The organism is Nocardia salmonicida NBRC 13393 (assembly GCF_001613085.1).
In the GTDB taxonomy this organism is placed as follows: Bacteria; Actinomycetota; Actinomycetes; order Mycobacteriales; family Mycobacteriaceae; genus Nocardia; species Nocardia salmonicida.
Genome location: NZ_BDBR01000037.1, coordinates 1 through 16014, shown reverse-complemented (window position 1 = coordinate 16014; position 16014 = coordinate 1). Strand labels below are relative to the sequence as shown.

The 16014-nt window shown below is 65.9% G+C and carries 18 protein-coding genes; 10 read left to right on the top strand and 8 right to left on the bottom strand.

The features are described 5' to 3' along the window. Window positions 1–151 precede the first annotated feature (151 nt). A complete protein-coding gene (locus tag NS1_RS29070; protein WP_062989558.1) occupies window positions 152–487 on the top strand; it encodes a hypothetical protein in 336 nt (111 codons plus the stop codon). Window positions 488–529: 42 nt separating this feature from the next. On the opposite strand, the gene NS1_RS29065 is transcribed toward NS1_RS29070, so the two are convergent. After that, a complete protein-coding gene (locus NS1_RS29065; protein WP_218019987.1) occupies window positions 530–1012 on the bottom strand; it encodes an NUDIX domain-containing protein in 483 nt (160 codons plus the stop codon). A gap of 143 nt (window positions 1013–1155) precedes the next feature. Between NS1_RS29065 and NS1_RS29060 the strand changes: the two genes are divergently transcribed. After that, entirely contained in the window at window positions 1156–1674 is a 519-nt protein-coding gene (locus NS1_RS29060; RefSeq protein ID WP_062989554.1) for a CinA family protein, read from the top strand. A gap of 100 nt (window positions 1675–1774) precedes the next feature. On the opposite strand, the gene NS1_RS42200 is transcribed toward NS1_RS29060, so the two are convergent. After that, window positions 1775–2485: a hypothetical protein gene (locus NS1_RS42200; RefSeq protein ID WP_062989552.1), complete on the bottom strand. Its 711-nt coding sequence runs from the start codon at window positions 2483–2485 to the stop codon at window positions 1775–1777. A 371-nt stretch (window positions 2486–2856) separates the two neighbouring features. Between NS1_RS42200 and NS1_RS29050 the strand changes: the two genes are divergently transcribed. Beyond that, entirely contained in the window at window positions 2857–3396 is a 540-nt protein-coding gene (locus tag NS1_RS29050) for an AAA family ATPase (RefSeq protein WP_062989550.1), read from the top strand. Window positions 3397–3557: 161 nt separating this feature from the next. Here NS1_RS29050 and NS1_RS29045 read toward each other — a convergent pair whose 3' ends face one another. Then, window positions 3558–3875, bottom strand: a complete 318-nt coding sequence (locus tag NS1_RS29045; RefSeq protein ID WP_056809542.1) for a hypothetical protein — start codon at window positions 3873–3875, stop codon at window positions 3558–3560. A 285-nt stretch (window positions 3876–4160) separates the two neighbouring features. Between NS1_RS29045 and NS1_RS29040 the strand changes: the two genes are divergently transcribed. The 5 genes from NS1_RS29040 (at window position 4161) to NS1_RS29020 (ending at window position 9183) form a co-directional block, all read left to right on the top strand. Then, complete coding sequence (locus NS1_RS29040; RefSeq protein WP_062989717.1) at window positions 4161–5177, top strand: GlxA family transcriptional regulator; 1017 nt, start codon at window positions 4161–4163, stop codon at window positions 5175–5177. A gap of 129 nt (window positions 5178–5306) precedes the next feature. Beyond that, on the top strand, window positions 5307–6020 hold the full coding sequence (locus NS1_RS29035; RefSeq protein ID WP_062989715.1) for an alpha/beta fold hydrolase: 714 nt from the start codon (window positions 5307–5309) through the stop codon (window positions 6018–6020). A 40-nt stretch (window positions 6021–6060) separates the two neighbouring features. Next, window positions 6061–7026, top strand: coding sequence for an alpha/beta hydrolase (locus tag NS1_RS29030; protein WP_062989548.1), 966 nt, complete (start codon window positions 6061–6063; stop codon window positions 7024–7026). Window positions 7027–7169: 143 nt separating this feature from the next. Further along, entirely contained in the window at window positions 7170–8918 is a 1749-nt protein-coding gene (locus NS1_RS29025; RefSeq protein WP_084504599.1) for an alpha/beta hydrolase, read from the top strand. A gap of 34 nt (window positions 8919–8952) precedes the next feature. After that, the gene (locus tag NS1_RS29020; protein ID WP_056809538.1) at window positions 8953–9183 is read left to right on the top strand and encodes a DUF1049 domain-containing protein; all 231 of its coding nucleotides are present in this window, start codon (window positions 8953–8955) and stop codon (window positions 9181–9183) included. A gap of 39 nt (window positions 9184–9222) precedes the next feature. Here NS1_RS29020 and NS1_RS29015 read toward each other — a convergent pair whose 3' ends face one another. The 5 genes from NS1_RS29015 to NS1_RS28995 form a co-directional block, all read right to left on the bottom strand. Further along, window positions 9223–9726 (bottom strand): SRPBCC family protein, encoded by a 504-nt coding sequence (locus NS1_RS29015; RefSeq protein WP_062989544.1) that lies wholly within the window; start codon window positions 9724–9726, stop codon window positions 9223–9225. 108 nt (window positions 9727–9834) lie between these two features. Next, a complete protein-coding gene (locus tag NS1_RS29010) occupies window positions 9835–10818 on the bottom strand; it encodes a TauD/TfdA family dioxygenase (RefSeq protein ID WP_062989542.1) in 984 nt (327 codons plus the stop codon). Window positions 10819–10851: 33 nt separating this feature from the next. Then, the gene (locus NS1_RS29005) at window positions 10852–11964 is read right to left on the bottom strand and encodes a 3-methyl-L-tyrosine peroxygenase-related protein (protein WP_062989540.1); all 1113 of its coding nucleotides are present in this window, start codon (window positions 11962–11964) and stop codon (window positions 10852–10854) included. Between the two features lie 119 nt (window positions 11965–12083). Next, window positions 12084–13010, bottom strand: coding sequence for an SMP-30/gluconolactonase/LRE family protein (locus NS1_RS29000; RefSeq protein ID WP_062989538.1), 927 nt, complete (start codon window positions 13008–13010; stop codon window positions 12084–12086). A 271-nt stretch (window positions 13011–13281) separates the two neighbouring features. Further along, window positions 13282–14406 carry a DUF6670 family protein gene (locus NS1_RS28995; RefSeq protein ID WP_062989713.1) on the bottom strand — a complete coding sequence of 375 codons (1125 nt, stop codon included), beginning with the start codon at window positions 14404–14406 and terminating at the stop codon, window positions 13282–13284. Window positions 14407–14653: 247 nt separating this feature from the next. On the opposite strand from NS1_RS28995, the gene NS1_RS28990 reads away from it, so the two are divergent. Together NS1_RS28990 and NS1_RS28985 are read left to right on the top strand one after the other, a co-directional pair. Beyond that, the gene (locus NS1_RS28990) at window positions 14654–15349 is read left to right on the top strand and encodes a glycosyltransferase family 2 protein (protein ID WP_062989536.1); all 696 of its coding nucleotides are present in this window, start codon (window positions 14654–14656) and stop codon (window positions 15347–15349) included. Between the two features lie 62 nt (window positions 15350–15411). Continuing rightward, the coding region (locus NS1_RS28985) for an acyl-CoA dehydrogenase family protein (RefSeq protein ID WP_373864374.1) at window positions 15412–16014 on the top strand (603 nt) is incomplete at its 3' end.

The window sequence follows — 16014 nt, the reverse complement described above, 5'->3', positions numbered from 1 at the left end:
TCTCACACAAGTGGCATGCTCGCTGGTACGGCTCACAAATGCGCCACTAGTAGCCGCTAATTAGCCATATAACTTCCTCGGTAGCCAACCGTTTTCTGCGAATATTCGGTAGGTTGACCACCGGCACAGAACAAGTTCGACAGGGGGGTCGATGGACGAGTACATGAGCAATACCCCGCGATCGCTCGACGGCGAAGGCGATGATCAGATAGGACGGATTGTCGAACGCGGCTCGGATTTAGATGTCGAGTCATATGACAGTGAGACCGCTCATCTGCGCGACGTAGTGGATCAATTGGAATACGCGGTACAGGTCTGTTCGCAGGAGCGCATTCCGCTTCCCTTCGTATTGAACGAAGTCGAAAAGGCGCTCGGTGTGGTTCTCGACGATCTCTCCGCCGACTGGCACACCGACCTCCGTCTTCATCTCGTCGATTATGTGACCGCGGCATTCGCGAAGGACCACCTACAACCACCGCTTACCTGACGACGACCTCGGCAGTCGTACCCACATGGCCGGTTCTCGGTCTCAGGCGACACCGTATCCGTCTTCCAGATACGCCGATGACCGCTGGTTACGGGCTCGAAGTGCGGCTGCCACGCGGCGAGACATGATGTCCGGCAACCGCTTTGCGATCTCGGCGTCGTCGCACCATGCCCAGCTTCGAAGTTCGTCGTCCTGAAGCGTTATCGCCGAGATCTGGTCGGCGGTCAGCACTGTGCCGTCGAAGATCATCATTACTCTGTCATCGGGATATAGGCCTGGCGGAACGCGATCCACCACCAACAGCCGCCCTGGCGAGACGTCGAGACCGAGTTCTTCGCGGACTTCACGGACAACGGCCGTATAGGGCGATTCGCCGGCCTCCACGACACCGCCCGGAATCTCCCAATAGTCCTTATAGGTCGGTTCGACGAGCAGTACCCGGTTCAACTCGTCGACGAACAACGCACCTGCGCCCATCCGTTTGCGTGGGAACCTCGCAATGTCTTCAATTCGTTCGGACTTCATGAGGCACAACACTATCCGCGCTCACTACGCAGGTTTGCTGTCGAACTCTCCGAAGGTCATAGGCAACGATTCGGGGAAGCGACGTAACCTCGGAGCCACGGTGACGATCGAAGCGAGAGTCCGCGCGAAGGGAGAAACAGATCATGGTCGTGGCAGATCAGCTTGCTGAGGTTGCCGAACGGTGTGGGGTGACGGTCGCTGTCGCCGAATCGTTGACCGCGGGCAACGTTGCCACGGCGTTGGGGGCCGCACCGGATTCCGCGGTGTGGTTTCGTGGCGGGGTCGTCGCCTATGCCGCAGAGGTCAAACGGCACGTACTCGGGGTTCCTGATGTGCCGGTGGTGTCCGAGACCGCGGCGAGAGCGATGGCCGAGGGAGTGCGATCGCTGATGGACGCGGACATCGCTGTCGCCACCACCGGTGTCGGCGGCCCTGATCCGCAGGACGGCGAGGCTGCCGGTTCGGTGTGGTTCTGTGTGGTTTCGCGCAGCGATGCGCGGGCGAGTCACCGGCAATACGACGGTGATCCGGCGGAAGTTGTCGCTCTATCGGTGCAGTACGCGATCGAGTTGCTGCTGTCGATGGCGAAAGCGGTTCACTCGCAAGACATTGACGGCGACTCGCCGTCGGGAGCTGGTACCGGGCCTGAGCTGCAGCCCTGAGACCGGCGGAAGCCTGTGGAACCCTTCGGATTTCGGTCCGTAATCCCGACGCCGAACCACACCCGCGCGAGTGTGGGTGTGGTTCGGGATGGGTCGGCTGTCAGCAGTCGCCGGTGCCCGCGTTTCCGGGAGCGCCGTTGACCAGGCCCGCGCCGCCGCTGCCCGCGGTGCCGCAAGCGCCGAGGGTGCCGTTGCCGGTCTGGGCCCCGCCGTTGCCGCCGTCTCCTCCGGCCCCGCCGGTACCGAGGATTCCGGTGCCGCCGGTGCCGCCGTGCGCGCCCGCGCCGCCGCTGTTGTTCGCGCCCGAGGCGTCGCCGCCGTTGCCTGCCTTGCCGCCCGCGCCGCCGGTATCGACGGCAAGAGCGTCGCCGCCGACGCCGCCGTTGCCGCCGGACGCCCCGTCGGTGCCCGTGGCGCCGGTCGCGCCCGCACCGCCGTTGCCGCCTTCGCCGCCTGCGTCACCGGATCCGCCGTCGGGACCACCGAGTCCGCCGTTTCCGCCGAGCCCGCCCGCACCCAGAACGCCGAGTCCACCACTACCGCCGTTGCCGCCCGCCCCGCCCACCCCGCCGCCGTAGCCGATGCCGCCGTTGCCGCCGTGACCACCCGGGCAGTTCTCGGTGCCTTGGCTGCCGTTGCCGCCACTGCCACCGGCAGGCTGCGAGGCGGTGCCGGGAGCGCCATCGGCGCCGTTCACGGTGTTGCAGGCGGCGAATGCGGGCGGTGCCACGGCGATCATGGCGCTGGTGGTCAGGACGAGACCGCCGAACAGTGCGGCGATACAGGTCCGTGCGCTGCGAGTTCTTGGCACAATAATGCTCCTCTATTGTCGAACGCTGCGGCCGATATAGCGAAATCGGCCATCGGGGGCGCGCGCATCATCGATCGGCCGATACGGTCGGAATCAAGGTGAATGCCCAGCGCGTCGCGGCGCATTCACGGGTGATCGCAGTGATCGGGCCGCCGCCAGCTGTAATCCGTTGCTGCCGAGATATTTACGAATGGCAGTTTCGGGAGGCGAATATATTCTCGCCTCTGCTGGAGAGCCGAATCGAGCCTACGCTTGTAGTGCGACGTTTACTACTACCCGCGGCACCTGGGCAATTCATGAATTCTGTTTTCGGACAAGAGGAGAAGAAAAAGACTGGTTCTTGCCTGGTGGGCTGGCTAGGGTCCGTGTGCATGAGTGGCGAAGTGATCATCGTGACCGGCCCACCCGCTGCGGGAAAGACGACTGTCGCCCGCCTTCTCGCCGATGCGGCGGGTGCTCCGACGGTGCATCTCGAGACCGACCTGTTCTACCGGTCGATCCGCACCGGATTCGTCCTGCCGTTCCTTCCGGAAGCGCACCGGCAGAACGAGGTGGTGATCGAGGCGATCGTCGTGACAGTCGCGGCCTACGCACGCGGCGGCTACGACGTCATCGTCGACGGGATTGTGGGGCCATGGTTCCTGCCGCAGTTTCGGGCGCTCGCCGACGACGGTGGGCCGGCCATTTCCTATGTGGTCCTGCGACCTGACTTGGCCACCACGGTGTCCCGCGCGAGGCAACGCGTAGGAGACGCGTTGAAGGATCTGGAAGCGATCAGCGGCTTGCACGGCGCGTTCTCCGACATCGGAGACCTCGAGCAGCACACGCTCGACACCGGGGGCCTGGATTCTGAGCAGACTGCCGACCGGGTGAGACGGGTTCTGGCCGACGGCACGCACCGGCTGGCCTGAAGCGAGATTGCTCGATCTGGAGTCGGCAACCACGCCGACATCCTCTTCGATCGACCGTCGCCCGCGCCGTCGCCCGCTTCGCGCAGTCCGATACCGATCGAGCCTGCTGTGACGGCGGCGCGGGAGGCAGCGCACTCGCTGCTTCGGTCGGCTGAGCCGAACTACGCCTGGATGACCTCGATCCCCACCATCGCGTTGAGTGAGTCGCAACTTGCCCAGGACTGGTTCTGCCCGTACTGCGCGGGGCCGTACTTCCAGTAGACGAACGGCACGGGCCACGCGACACAGGTGAGCTTCACTTGATGCCAGGTCGGCAGTTCGCAGTTGGCCATCCCGCCGGTGTTGAAGACGTTGTACACGTGGCAGTTGGCCTGCCACACCGGTACGTCGGCTTGGGCTACGCCGCCACCGACGAGCGCAGCGGCAGCAGTGGCGGTGACAACAACGGCGCCAGCAGCGAGTCTCTTCGCAGAAAGCATGTCGAACCTCCTGAAATCGATGTTGTCTGAAAGATCGCTAGTTGATCGGAAGTGTTACTCGACACATCCGCGATGGCGCCATGGTGTCCGTTGCAGAGACCTTTTCAACTGGTCATTCAATCGAATGGTCCGTCGATTTCCGACTCGGTCGAGGGAGCTGGAGGGATGTTTGCCACACGCTACTGCGAGCGCCGGGCCCAGTTCGTTTGCGAGGCCGTGCTCTCGGCCCCCGGTTCGGCGAGGGTCGCCGTACGCGTCAGGCGTGACTGCAGAATAATGGTTGCCATGTCCTCAATATTCGCTGAAGTGCCCCGCAAGCGGGTCGGCGTTGTGGTGTTCGACGGCGTCAAGATGCTGGATTTCGTCGGGCCTGCAGAGGTGTTCGTCGAAGCGAATCAAGCCGTGCCGCGCTACGAAGTAGTCCTGATCTCGGCGGATGGTCGCGATGTGCAGACCTCGATCGGGGCGCGCGTTCAGGTCGGCTGCGCCGCGGCCGATGCCGATCGGTTCGATACGGTCGTCATACCGGGCAGTGAACTGCCGCCCGAGAAGTTCGTGACATCCGAGTTGTTGGCAGCGACGCGGCACCTGATCGGGAAGACCCGGCGCGTGGCATCGATCTGTAGCGGGGCGTATGTGCTGGCAGAGCTCGGACTACTCGACGGCAGGCGCGCGACGACCCACTGGAAGTTCGCGGGCGACTTGGCGAGACGGTTCCCCGCGATCGCGGTCGAACCGGATGCGATTTTCGTCCGCGACGGCAACCTGTACAGCTCGGCGGGCGTGGCGGCTGGTATGGATCTCGCGCTCGCGCTGCTCGAGGAGGACCACGGAGCCGATCTAGCCCGCCAGGTGGCGCAGTCGCTGGTGGTGTACATGCAGCGGGCGGGCGGGCAATCGCAATTCTCGGCGTCACTGAGCGGCCCGACCCCGCGCAGCCCATTGCTGCGCGGCGTTGTCGATCTGATCTGCGCGGATCCCGCATTTCCGCATACCGTGCAGAGTCTGGCGGCCCATGCCAGGGTCAGCGTTCGGCACCTGACCCGGCTGTTCCGTACCGAACTCGAACGCTCACCCGCCGAATACGTCGCGTTCATCCGATTCGGCATGGCCAGGGACATACTGCATACCGGCTGCAGCGTGACAGAGGCGGCGATGGCCGCGGGGTACGGCAGCAGTGAAGCGTTGCGGCGCGCGTTCGTCGCACGGCTGGGCATATCGCCCAGCAAATATCAGCAACGGTTCCGATCCACCAGCTCCACCGACCTGGTCGAGGTCGCGGATACGCGGGCCGTGTCCTGATCGGAGGCTTTTGCGGCCTGTTGAGGGGGGCGCGTGACGGGTTGACCGGTGAAGACTGATTGGGGTACAGCAACCGCTTCGACGGGATCGCTCGCCCCTTCACGTAGCCCAGTATTGGAGCCCCATCCGATGTCATCGCCGACCATTGTTCTCGTGCACGGCGCCTTCGCCGATGCGTCCAGCTGGTCCCCGGTCACCGAGCGGCTACTCGCCGTCGGTCATCGGGTGCTGGCGCCGCCGATCTTCAACCGGAGCTTGTCCGCCGACGCGACCTACATCAAGTCCTTCGTCGAGCAGATCGAGGGACCGGTACTGCTCGTCGGGCACTCCTACGGCGGTGCGGTCATCACTGTCGCCGGTGTCGCCGATAATGTCGTCGGTCTGGTCTATGTCTCCGGATACGCACTAGATGAAGGCGAGAGTCTCGGCCAATTGCAGGGCGGTTTTCCGGATTCCGATCTGGCGGCCAATTTGGTTTACGCGCCCTACCCGACCGATGGTGATACACCGGGAACGGATGTGTCGGTCGACATCGACGCGTTCGGCGCGGTATTCGCCGCCGGCCTCGATACCGTGAAGGCGCAGGTGCTCGCGGTCTCCCAGCGCCCGCTCTCGGCCATCGCGTTCGGCGAAGCCGCTACCGCCGCTGCGTGGAAGACGAAGCCCGGCTGGGGAATCGTGTCCAGCGCCGACCGCACGATCAATCCGGCGGTCGAACGCTTCGGATACAAGCGGGCCGGCGTGCGTTCGGTAATCGAGATCGACGCACCGCACCTGGTGATGCAGACCCACCCCGAGCAGGTCACGAAAGTGATCACCGACGCTGTCGCCGAATTGAGCTGACCAGCACCACCGTTCACCACTACGAGAGAAGGGCGTCATCATGTCAGGCAATCCGTTGGGTATCTCGCTCGAGCAGGCAGCACAGGAGTTCGTCGATGCGACGTCGCAACCGCCGTTCCTGTACCAACTGACCCCGGAAGAGGGGCGCAAGGCGGTGGATTCGGTTCAGGATTCGCCGATCTCCAAGCCCGAGATCGACGAGGAGTGGATCACCGTCGAGGGCGGCCCGACCGGCTCGGTGCGGGTGCGGATCGTCAAGCCTCGTGGCTCGACCGAGACGTTGCCCGTCATCGTCTACACCCATGGCGCGGGCTGGGTGTTCGGTGACGCGCACACCCACGACCGGCTGGTGCGCGACCTCGCCGTCGGCGTGCACGCGGCCGTCGTGTTTCCCGAATACGACCGCTCTCCCGAGGTGCGGTATCCGGTGGCCAACGAACAGTCCTACGCCGTCGCGACATGGGTCGCCGCTCATGGCGGCGACAAGGGGCTCGACCGGTCACGCATCGCGATCGCGGGCGATTCGGTCGGCGGCAATATGGCCATCGCGCTGACCCTGATGGCCAAGGAGCGTGGCGACGTCTCCTTCGTGCAGCAGGTGCTGTTCTATCCGGTCACCGACGCCAATTTCGACACCGACTCCTACCAGGAGTTCGCGGAAGGCTATTTCCTCACCCGTGAGGGGATGAAGTGGTTCTGGGACCAGTACACCACCAGCGCGGAGGACCGAGCCCAGATCACCGCGTCGCCGTTGCGGGCGAGCACCGAACAGTTGGCCGGACTGCCGCCCGCGCTCGTGATCACCGGCGAAGCCGATGTCCTGCGCGATGAGGGCGAGGCCTTCGCCGCAAAGCTGCGCACGGCAGGCGTAGCGGTGACTCAGGTGCGCTACGGGGCGATCATCCACGATTTCGTGATGGTCAACTCTATGCACGACACTCACGCCGCAAAAGCGGCCGTGGCCCAGGCGATCGCGACCCTGCGTGCCGCGTTCGACATCGCCTAGCCGTCCTCGCAACGGACTCTGCCGAGTCGATCCCGGGTCGCGGTGACATTTGGTCGTATCATCACCGAACTGCTGTAGCGCGGCTCCGGTTCGGCAGTGATTGCGTGTGCCGGTGAATCGTTGGTCGAATCACAGGGGAACAAATGAATTCCACGCGTGGGCACGACCGACATCGGACGACTGAGGATCCCCCGTCGCGCGACACAGCCGCCGACCGCCACCAGGAAAGTCCGGTCGCGCGACGGGGCTGGGAGCCCGCGGAACCTGCGTTTCGGCGTCGGGGGCTGACCTTCGGTGGAGCAGTGGGAGCGTTGGTGCTGGTGTGGTTGTCGCTGACGCCGTCGTTGCTGCCCAGGGGGCCGCTGTTCCAAGGAATCGTCACCGGCGCCGCGGCGGTGTTCGGATACGGTCTCGGCGTCGCCGTCGCCGCGCTGCTGCGGTGGATGCTGCACCGGCAGCCGAGGCCGACGCGTCCGGCGTTGTGGTGGGGGCTGGGAGTCGTCGCCTGCCTCGGTTCCATCGCCGCCCTGGTCTGGTTCGCCGATTGGCAACGCGACCTGCGTTCGCTCATGGGAGTGAGCGGGCTTTCCTGGCATGCCTATCCGATCATCGTGGTGATCGCCGTCGTGACGTTCGCGGTGTTGATCGCGGTGGCGAGGGGGTGCTGGGCGTTGTCGCGATGGGTCGGTGGGCTCCTGGGGCGGGTGATGCCCACTCGCGTCGCCGCGGTGCTCGGCGGTGTGGTGGTCGCCGTGGTGGCTGTCCTCGCGGTCAACGGGGTGGTGGCCGACGTCGCGATGTCGCTGCTCAACGAAACGTTCAAGGCCGTCAACGAGAAGAGTGCGCCGGATACGGAAGAACCTGTTGTCGCGGAGCGTTCCGGCGGGCCCGGCTCGCTGGTGGCGTGGGACTCGCTGGGCAGGCAAGGGCAGATCTTCGTGTCCAACGGGCCGACCGCGCTCGAATTGACCGCATTCAGTGGAAGGCCGGCGCGTACGCCGATCCGTGTCTACACCGGACTGGAATCCGCCGAGACCCTCAGTGCCGAAGCAGATCTCGCGGTTGCCGAATTACGACGTGCCGGTGGATTCGAACGCTCGGTCATCGGAATAGGGACCACCACCGGAACCGGGTGGATCAACGAGTCGACTGCCTCGGCCTTGGAATATGTGGCAGGCGGTGACAGTGCGTTGGTGAGTATGCAGTATTCCTATCTGCCGAGTTGGCTGTCCTTTGTCGTCGACCAGGAACGTGCGCGCCAAGCCGGCCGCGCATTGTTCGAGGCTGTTCACGCCGAGTGGGACACGCTGCCGGTCGATCGTCGGCCGAAGCTGGTGGTCTTCGGCGAAAGCCTCGGATCCTTCGGTGGTGAAGCGGCGTTCTCCGGTATTCAGGACAAGGCGGCCCGCACCGACGGGGTCTTGTTCGTCGGCCCCACCGCCACCAACCCGGTGTGGCGCGACGCCACCGCGCGCCGCGACCCGGGTTCGCCGCAATGGCTGCCGATCTACCGCGACGGGAATACCGTGCGATTCGTCGCCGACGCACCCGATCTCGCCCGTCCCGAACCGGCGTGGGGCTCGCCCAGAGTGGTCTACCTCCAGCACGCCTCTGACCCGATCACCTGGTGGACACCGCAACTGCTGTTCCAGAAACCGGACTGGCTCGACGAGGAACGTGGTCGCGATGTCCTGCCCAGCACCCGCTGGATCCCCGTCGTGACGTTCCTGCAGGTCTCGGCGGATATGGCTGTCTCGGTCGACGTGCCCGACGGACACGGTCATACCTTCCAGGCTGTGATCGCCGATGCCTGGGCCGCGATCCTGGCACCCCCCGACTGGACCGCGACCGACACCGAGCGATTACGAGTGATCCTGCGAGGCACCGAGTGAACACCATCCGATACCGAAGAGGAGAAGGATTGCGATGAACAAATCCGCCGACAAGCCGTCCCTGCTGCGTCGCGTCTCACCGACGCAATGGGTCGCGATCGGAATGAGCATCCTTGCCATCATCTTCGTCTTCGAGAACAGAGGAAAGGTATCTGTCGAGTTCCTGTTGATCACGATCAGTTCGCCGATGTGGCTGATCCTGTTGACGATGTTCATCGTCGGCTGGGTCGCCGGAGTTCTCACCACCCGTCGCGCCCGTCAATGAGTTCTCGCGGTGCCGCTGTTGTCGGCGGTCCGGGCGCGTTCAGTCGGTCGACTCGAGCTGCTGCTTGAGGTTGCGCAGGGTGCGGTGGATGTTCTTGCGCTGGAACTGCACGAAGGTGTCGCCGCCGGTGGCGATCCGGTCGAAGACTTGAACCACCGCGTTCGGCCAGGTCTTGCGATCGTCGTGCCAGGTCTCGGTGACCCAGGTACCACCGTCGGCCGCCTCGAATCGGTACTCCCAGGTCGCGATACCCCCGCGAAGCCATGGCCGTCGCACGCCGATCGCCTCGACCCGAAACGCGAACACCTTCCCGGGCTCTGCCGCGATCACCACGCAACGGGTCACCCAGCGAGCGAAGCCCCGCTTGTTGAACCCTTCGAATTCCATTCCCACATAGGTGGACTCACGCGCCTGGGTGACCCGTGCTCCGCGGTTCTCCGGACTCCACCGACCCATCAGGGTCGGATCGCTGACTTGCTGATAAACAGACACCGGGTCGGCAGCGATGTCGATGCTGTCGAAGACGGTCGTGGTGCGACTCATGGACTCGAACCTATCCGACCGAGGAGAGAGCCGGTCCGGCCTGGCCGTGCGAGGATCGCGACGTAGCATTCCGCGCCCGACTCCGGGTGCGCCGGCGGAAACCCCGGATCACCGGGTGAGGACGTATCCGTCGTCTGGTCGGTGGTCGCGGGAGCGACGCAGATCGGCGAGGGCGAAAGTGCGTTGCACCCAGCGGTCCGCACCGTCGTAGCGAGGTGTGAAGGCAGTGCGGCCGTGGACAGTGACCCGGTTGTCGATAATGGCCATGTCGCCGGGGGTGAGCACCGTGGTGCGGGCGACAGAGTCACAGGCTCGGCCGAATTCGGCCAGCGCTGCCTCGGCGCGCGGTGTCAGCGCGGTCGTGGCGATCGTGGCCATCCGGATGTCGGGGTCGTCGACCGCGCCCGAGAGCAGCGGCTGCGGCGACCGCACGGCGTTGTCGGAGGGGAACGACGGTGGCGGTGCGGTGATGAATTCGGGTGTGAACAGCGTGTCCCGGGCCGCCGCGCTGAGTAGCGGCAGCGCTCGACGAAGGCAGGCGGTTCGCAGACCGGCGATCCGTTCGTGGTCGCCGCGCAGGCACAGCAAGAGCACGTAATCGGGCTCGTGCAGGTGGAAGGCATTTTCGTTGTGGAAGGTCAGCAATGCCGAACCGGCGTTTCCGGAGAAGGATTCCTTGCCCGGCACCGGGACGACGTCCTGCACGAGAGCGCCGGTCTTCTCGGCCAGATACGCGGCCGGGTCACCGAGCCCGCAGGCGATCATGGTGAGCACGGCAGCGGAGACGACCGCCGCTCGCTGCACCGAATCCGCTGTCGAGGGTGTGTCGGGCAGCATCGTTTCGTCGACCGGCAGGCCGTGGATCACCAGCGATCCCAGCGGTCCCGAGTATCGGCGGAATTGTCGAACGCCGCGACGCAGCCTCAGCGGCAACGCATCCCCGGAGTATCGGGCGCGCGCGACCCAGGCCGGGTCGTCCACCCGGTCCTGTTCTCTGGTGCACAGTGCGCGAGCCAGTCGATCGATCTCGGCTGTGTCAGTGGGAGTCAGCTCCAGGTCTGCGATGTCGACGGTGCCCGCGATTTCGTGCATCGACGCCCTTTCCGGTTCGGCCCCTCCGGCTGTTCAGCCATGTCGCAGAGCCGACACGGCGTTGGCGATGTAGTGGTCGCCGAACCGGATCAGCGGTGCGTACTCGGCGGCCCGCCGATGGCGCATCAACCGGAGCTCGCCGACGGCGTTGTCCGGACCGGTGGGCAATTGCGCGATGGAACGGCGCAGGCGCACCATCGAGTAGGCGAGTGTGACGTGACGTTCGCTGTCGACGAGGTCGGCCTCGAGGAGGGCGTCGCGGGCAGCGGCGAGCTCTGGATCGCGGGCAGAGAGTTCATCGTAGGAGTCCGGAACCACGGTGAGTAGGTCCTTCATCGCGCTGCGGAAGGTTTTGTAGCCGCGATGCTGCCTGCCGCTCAATGGGGTCGACACCTCCGGCGGCTGCATGCTCGGGCGAACGGCGGCCATGTAGTACTCCACGGGGATCGTGCTGGCGTGGATCATCGCGGCCGGGAAGCCGCGCACGTAAGTGGTCGCGTGTTCGAGCCGGTCCAACGCGGCGTCGGTCGCGCCGTGGCGGAGATGATGCGCGGCATCGGTCACCGCGACGGCCGCGCAGATGTTGAACAGGACGTGGACCTGATGCCCGACGAGCCACCGCGCCGTCCACTCGCTTTCCACCGAGATGTGTGCCACCGCAGCGGGAACGGAGAATCGGTCGGTCGGCCCGTCGGCCTGTGCGGCGCCGGTGAGGTCGAGCACGGCCTGCCGCATGCCCGCGACCTCCACCGCCAAGTCCGCACCGGACAGTGGGGCCCTGCACAGGTCCGCCACCCCACGATGGATGACCAGGGCGCCGTGCAGTGCCGCTTGCTGATCGGAAAGCTCCACCTCGCGGACCCGGAAGAACGACTGACTCACCGACTCCGCGGGTAGATCCTCACCGACTATCGGTGGGGCCTGCGAGGTCAGCGTGTCGACCAGCTCGCCGACAGCGGCCACCCCTTGCTGCAACGCCGACGTGCGCTCGACCGGACCGGCATGGGTCGGCACCTCCGCCAGTGCCGCTGCCGTCCGTGCCGCTGCCGTCTGAACCTCGGCGCTCAGGCTCGCGGTGGTTCCCCCGTCCCGCACTGTCCGGAACACGGCTACTGGCGGGCGCTGGATGACAACCGAGGTATCCATGTTTCGAGAATATCCGCGGTCGAACCCCTTCGGAACGCATTCGAGAAAGTGAATCCTGTTGTCTACCTAGCAATTTCGAGAACCAGGACGAGGTGTCTCCGGTGAGCTCGGTGATTACTTCATGGCGGTGTGAGCTTGGTGACCGTGCCGAGGAAACTGGTGACGTACAACGCGTTCGGGTCCCATCCGGGTCCGGATCCGAACCGTGCCGACGAGGACAAAGGCAGGCCGGCCGTGATCGCGCAGGTCTGGCCGGTGTCCACATCGACCTGCGCAATACTGCCCGCCACGTTCAGTGCCACGTAGACCTTGCCGTCCGGGCCGACGGTCAGATCATCGGCCGAGTTCAGTGGTCCGGCGCCCGGAATCACCGCCTGTCGCGGTGGGCTGTCGGGGGCGGCGTAGTCGACGGCGGCGACCACCGAGGTGGGGTCGAACGTCGTCGAGACGATGAGCCGGTGGCGTTGTCGGTCGAACGCGAGGCCGTTGGTGGAGCTCAGCGACGGTGCGTACGGTGTCGCGATGTTGTCGGGGCCGACGCGGGTCAGGGTGCCCGCGCCGATGTCCCTGCTGACGACGAAGTCGCCGTTCGGCAACTGTGCCAACCCGTTCGGCATCGTCAGGCCGGTGGCCACCGTCGTCACGGTGCCGTTGGCGAGGTGCAGCGCCCCGATAGTGCCGTCGGCGCGGCCGGTGAGTGCGGCGGTGGCGGTGTTGCCCGTCGTGAAATAGGCGGTGTCACCGACGGTCAGGATGGCGCCGGGGCCGTCGATACCGTCGACAGCGACAGATCTCGCGCCGTCAGCGCCGAGGCGTTGCAGGGACCCGACCGATCCGGTGGCGGATTGCTCGGCCAGCAGCAGGTTCCCGCGACCGTCGAACCCGAGGTTCTCGAGTACCCCGTAGCCCGCCGCGACGGTGTGGCGAGTCCATTGCGGACACGAAACCGGTTCGGCGGAAGCGGTATTCGCGACGGGAAGGACGGCGGCTGTCGCCGTGACCGCCATCGCGGCGAGTGCGCGAGACGCGGTGTGGGAGAAGGTCATCGGTTCCTCGGGGTCGAGCCGGTGGCCCGGGTAGCTCTGCCACCGACGAAGGCGGCGTTGTCGACAAGATCGGCCCCAGCCTATTGGGGTTACCGCGGGAATCGCACGGAAACGGTTCTGGTCCCGTAAGTAGGCAGCAGCGATGCCCGCCCATTCGACGACGGTGCCGATCATGCTCTCGACGCGACCTCACCCGAACAAGAGGTGCGCGCGACGGGACGCCCGGCTAGCAGCCGTTTCCGCTGCGGGGCGTCCCCCCGTGAAGAGTTCCCTACTGCCCTGCTTCGCAGTCGATCCATTCCATGTAGCCGCTGCCCGTGACCGGACGCTCACCTTGCCAGGTTCCCCGGTAGGTATAGGCGCCGACGTAGCCGCGGCCGTGCCCGTAGCGGAGCGGACTGTCGACGTCGGCGTCGAAAGTCAGGATCTCCGCACCGGCCGCGTCGCGCACCCGCCAGCGAAGTTGCCGGGGGACCCGCATCGTGCGACCGAGCGGGTCGACCAGTGGGTGTTCCTGATACGACAGAACCGTCATGGCGACATCGTCGTACACGCGCGTTGTTCCGTCGAGGCACCGCACGTACGCGAGCAAGCAGGCGACCGCGCCGGCGGCGCGTACTTCGGTCAGTAGCACCTGGGTCGAGCTGTCGAGGTTGATGATCTGATAGGTGAAGAAGTCGACGGGGAGCTTGCGTCGGGTCGAGAGTGCCTGTGCCGTCAGCGCTTGCGGTGACATGCAACGGGCGTATTCGAACGTGCACAACGTCTGATCGATGGCAACGGTGGCGCCGGTGTTGTCGGTCAGGGTTCCGGTGGCGGTCGCGAGCAGGCTGAGGTGGTCGTAGAGCGGAGTGCGAACGAACCATGAAACCTGTTCCGTCGCTCGGATATCGAGGCTCACCTCGAAATTATCGTAGTGACCGCGGACGTGGAAGTGGGGAAAGGCGCCGGTGATGCTGAGGTCGCGGCCCCAGTCGAGGCGGGAGCCGTCATCGGCGAAAGAGCAAGCACGGCCGGTGTCGTAGGCGCGGTAGTGGTGCTGTCCGTCGGCGGCGGTGGACGACAGGACGGTGGCCGTGTCGCGGGCATCATCGGCGGCGAGGTAGTCGTTGTCGAAGGCCAGCGCACCGGTCGCGCCGATCAAGGTCATCGTGTTCAGGTAGCGGTGGGGGCCGGGTAGCTCGGGGAGGAACACCCCGTAGTGCGTCCATGCCCACCGCCGGGACCCGGCGTGCGGTTTCATCATCTCCGGGGTTTCGAAAGGCATGGTCGACCTCGGAATGCGCGAGTCGATACGTGGCAGGACGGCGTCGAGGATCGGGCGTGCGAGGCGATCGAGTACGCGCGATCGACGGTCGGCGGCGGGAGGCTGCGAAAGTGCCGTGGAGTGTTCCATGAGCGCCATTGCTCCTTTGCTGGACCGCCGGGCTCGTGCCTTTCGGTCCGGGTCACAGGTATGTGTTACTTATGGTCACGGGTACAATTGACTGATTGGTAAATTACGCGCGGGAGGCCGAGCCGTCAAGAGTCCCGCCATCGTTCCGGCCGCGCCGATCGGCCTGCTCGTGGCTGTTTGCCCTGGGTAAAGGCGGGTAGACGTATCTCATGAATCAGTCGTTGGTCGCGGTGTGTAGTACCAGATCATGAGCGGTGATATCGACGGGGTCATCGTGGTGGTTCCGGCCCGTAACGAGGAGCGGCTGCTTCCTCGATGTCTCGCGGCTCTGGAACGCGCCGTGCGCCGAGTCGATGTGCCGGTTCGGGTGCAGCTCGTGCTCGACGCCTGCACCGATGGCTCGGCACAGGTCGCCTCGACAGCCGAGGTGCTGACGGTCAGCGAGCGCAATGTCGGGGCCGCGCGACGGCGAGGATTCGAGCACGCGGGCGCGGCGTGCGACGGCCGCACCTGGTTTGCGACCACCGACGCCGACTCCGAGGTCGAAGAATCCTGGTTGTCGGCCCAGCTCGATTACGCGCGAAGGGGTTTCGAGGTGGTGGCGGGCGTGGTGGCGGTGCGGCACTGGGACGCGCACTCGGCGCAGACCCGACGGATCTACGAGCACGAATACCGCGTACACGGACCGGACGGTCACGGTCATCTCCACGGCGCCGCGCTCGGCTTCCGGGCCGACGCGTACTGGGGAGTCGGGGGTTTCCGCGCGCTGCGCACCGGTGAGGACGTGGACCTGGCCGTTCGGCTGCAAGCCGCCGGGGCCAGGATCGCCTGGGCAGAGGACGTGTGCGTCACCACCTCCGCCCGGCGAAGAGGTCGCGCGCCACACGGATTCGCCGAGCATCTGCGCAGGCTGGGACGTGACGAGCCGCAGGAGGTCTCGTGACGTCCGTGGACGGTTCCGTCGTCGGCCCACGCGCGACAGGCGAGCCGCGGATCGCGGCGGCGATGAAGTCGCTCGCGAGCTCGGGACGGCTGGATCTGCCGTTGCCGGGCTCGGGACGAACTCTCGAGCGATGGCGTGCCCTGGCCGAAATCGCCTATGAGGACACGGTTCTCGGCCGACTGGCCGAGGCGCACGCCGATGCCGTGGCGATCATGGCCGAGCTCGGCGGTGGTGGCGTGGACGCGGACTGTCCCGCCGCGCCGTCCGGCGAGATCTGGGGCGTGTGGGCCGCGGAACCGCCTTCCCCTGTCCTGCGAGCACGCACGATGTCCGACGGCTGGGTGCTGGACGGACGCAAGCTGTGGTGCTCAGGTGCGAGCATGTGCACGCACGCACTGGTCACGGCCGTCGCGGACGGGCAGCGAGCGCTGTTCGCGGTGCCACTCGACCGTGCTGTCGCCCGGCCGGTGCCCGAGACCTGGCGTGCGGTCGGAATGAGTGAATCCGACTCCGGTGCGGTCGATTTCGACAACGCCGCAGCCAGGATGGTCGGTGCGCCCGGCGAGTATCTGAGCCGTCCCGGATTCTGGCACGGCGCGATCGGCGTCGCCGCCTGCTGGTACGGCAGCGCGTGCGCGGTCGCCGAAGCGCTGCATCGGCACGCG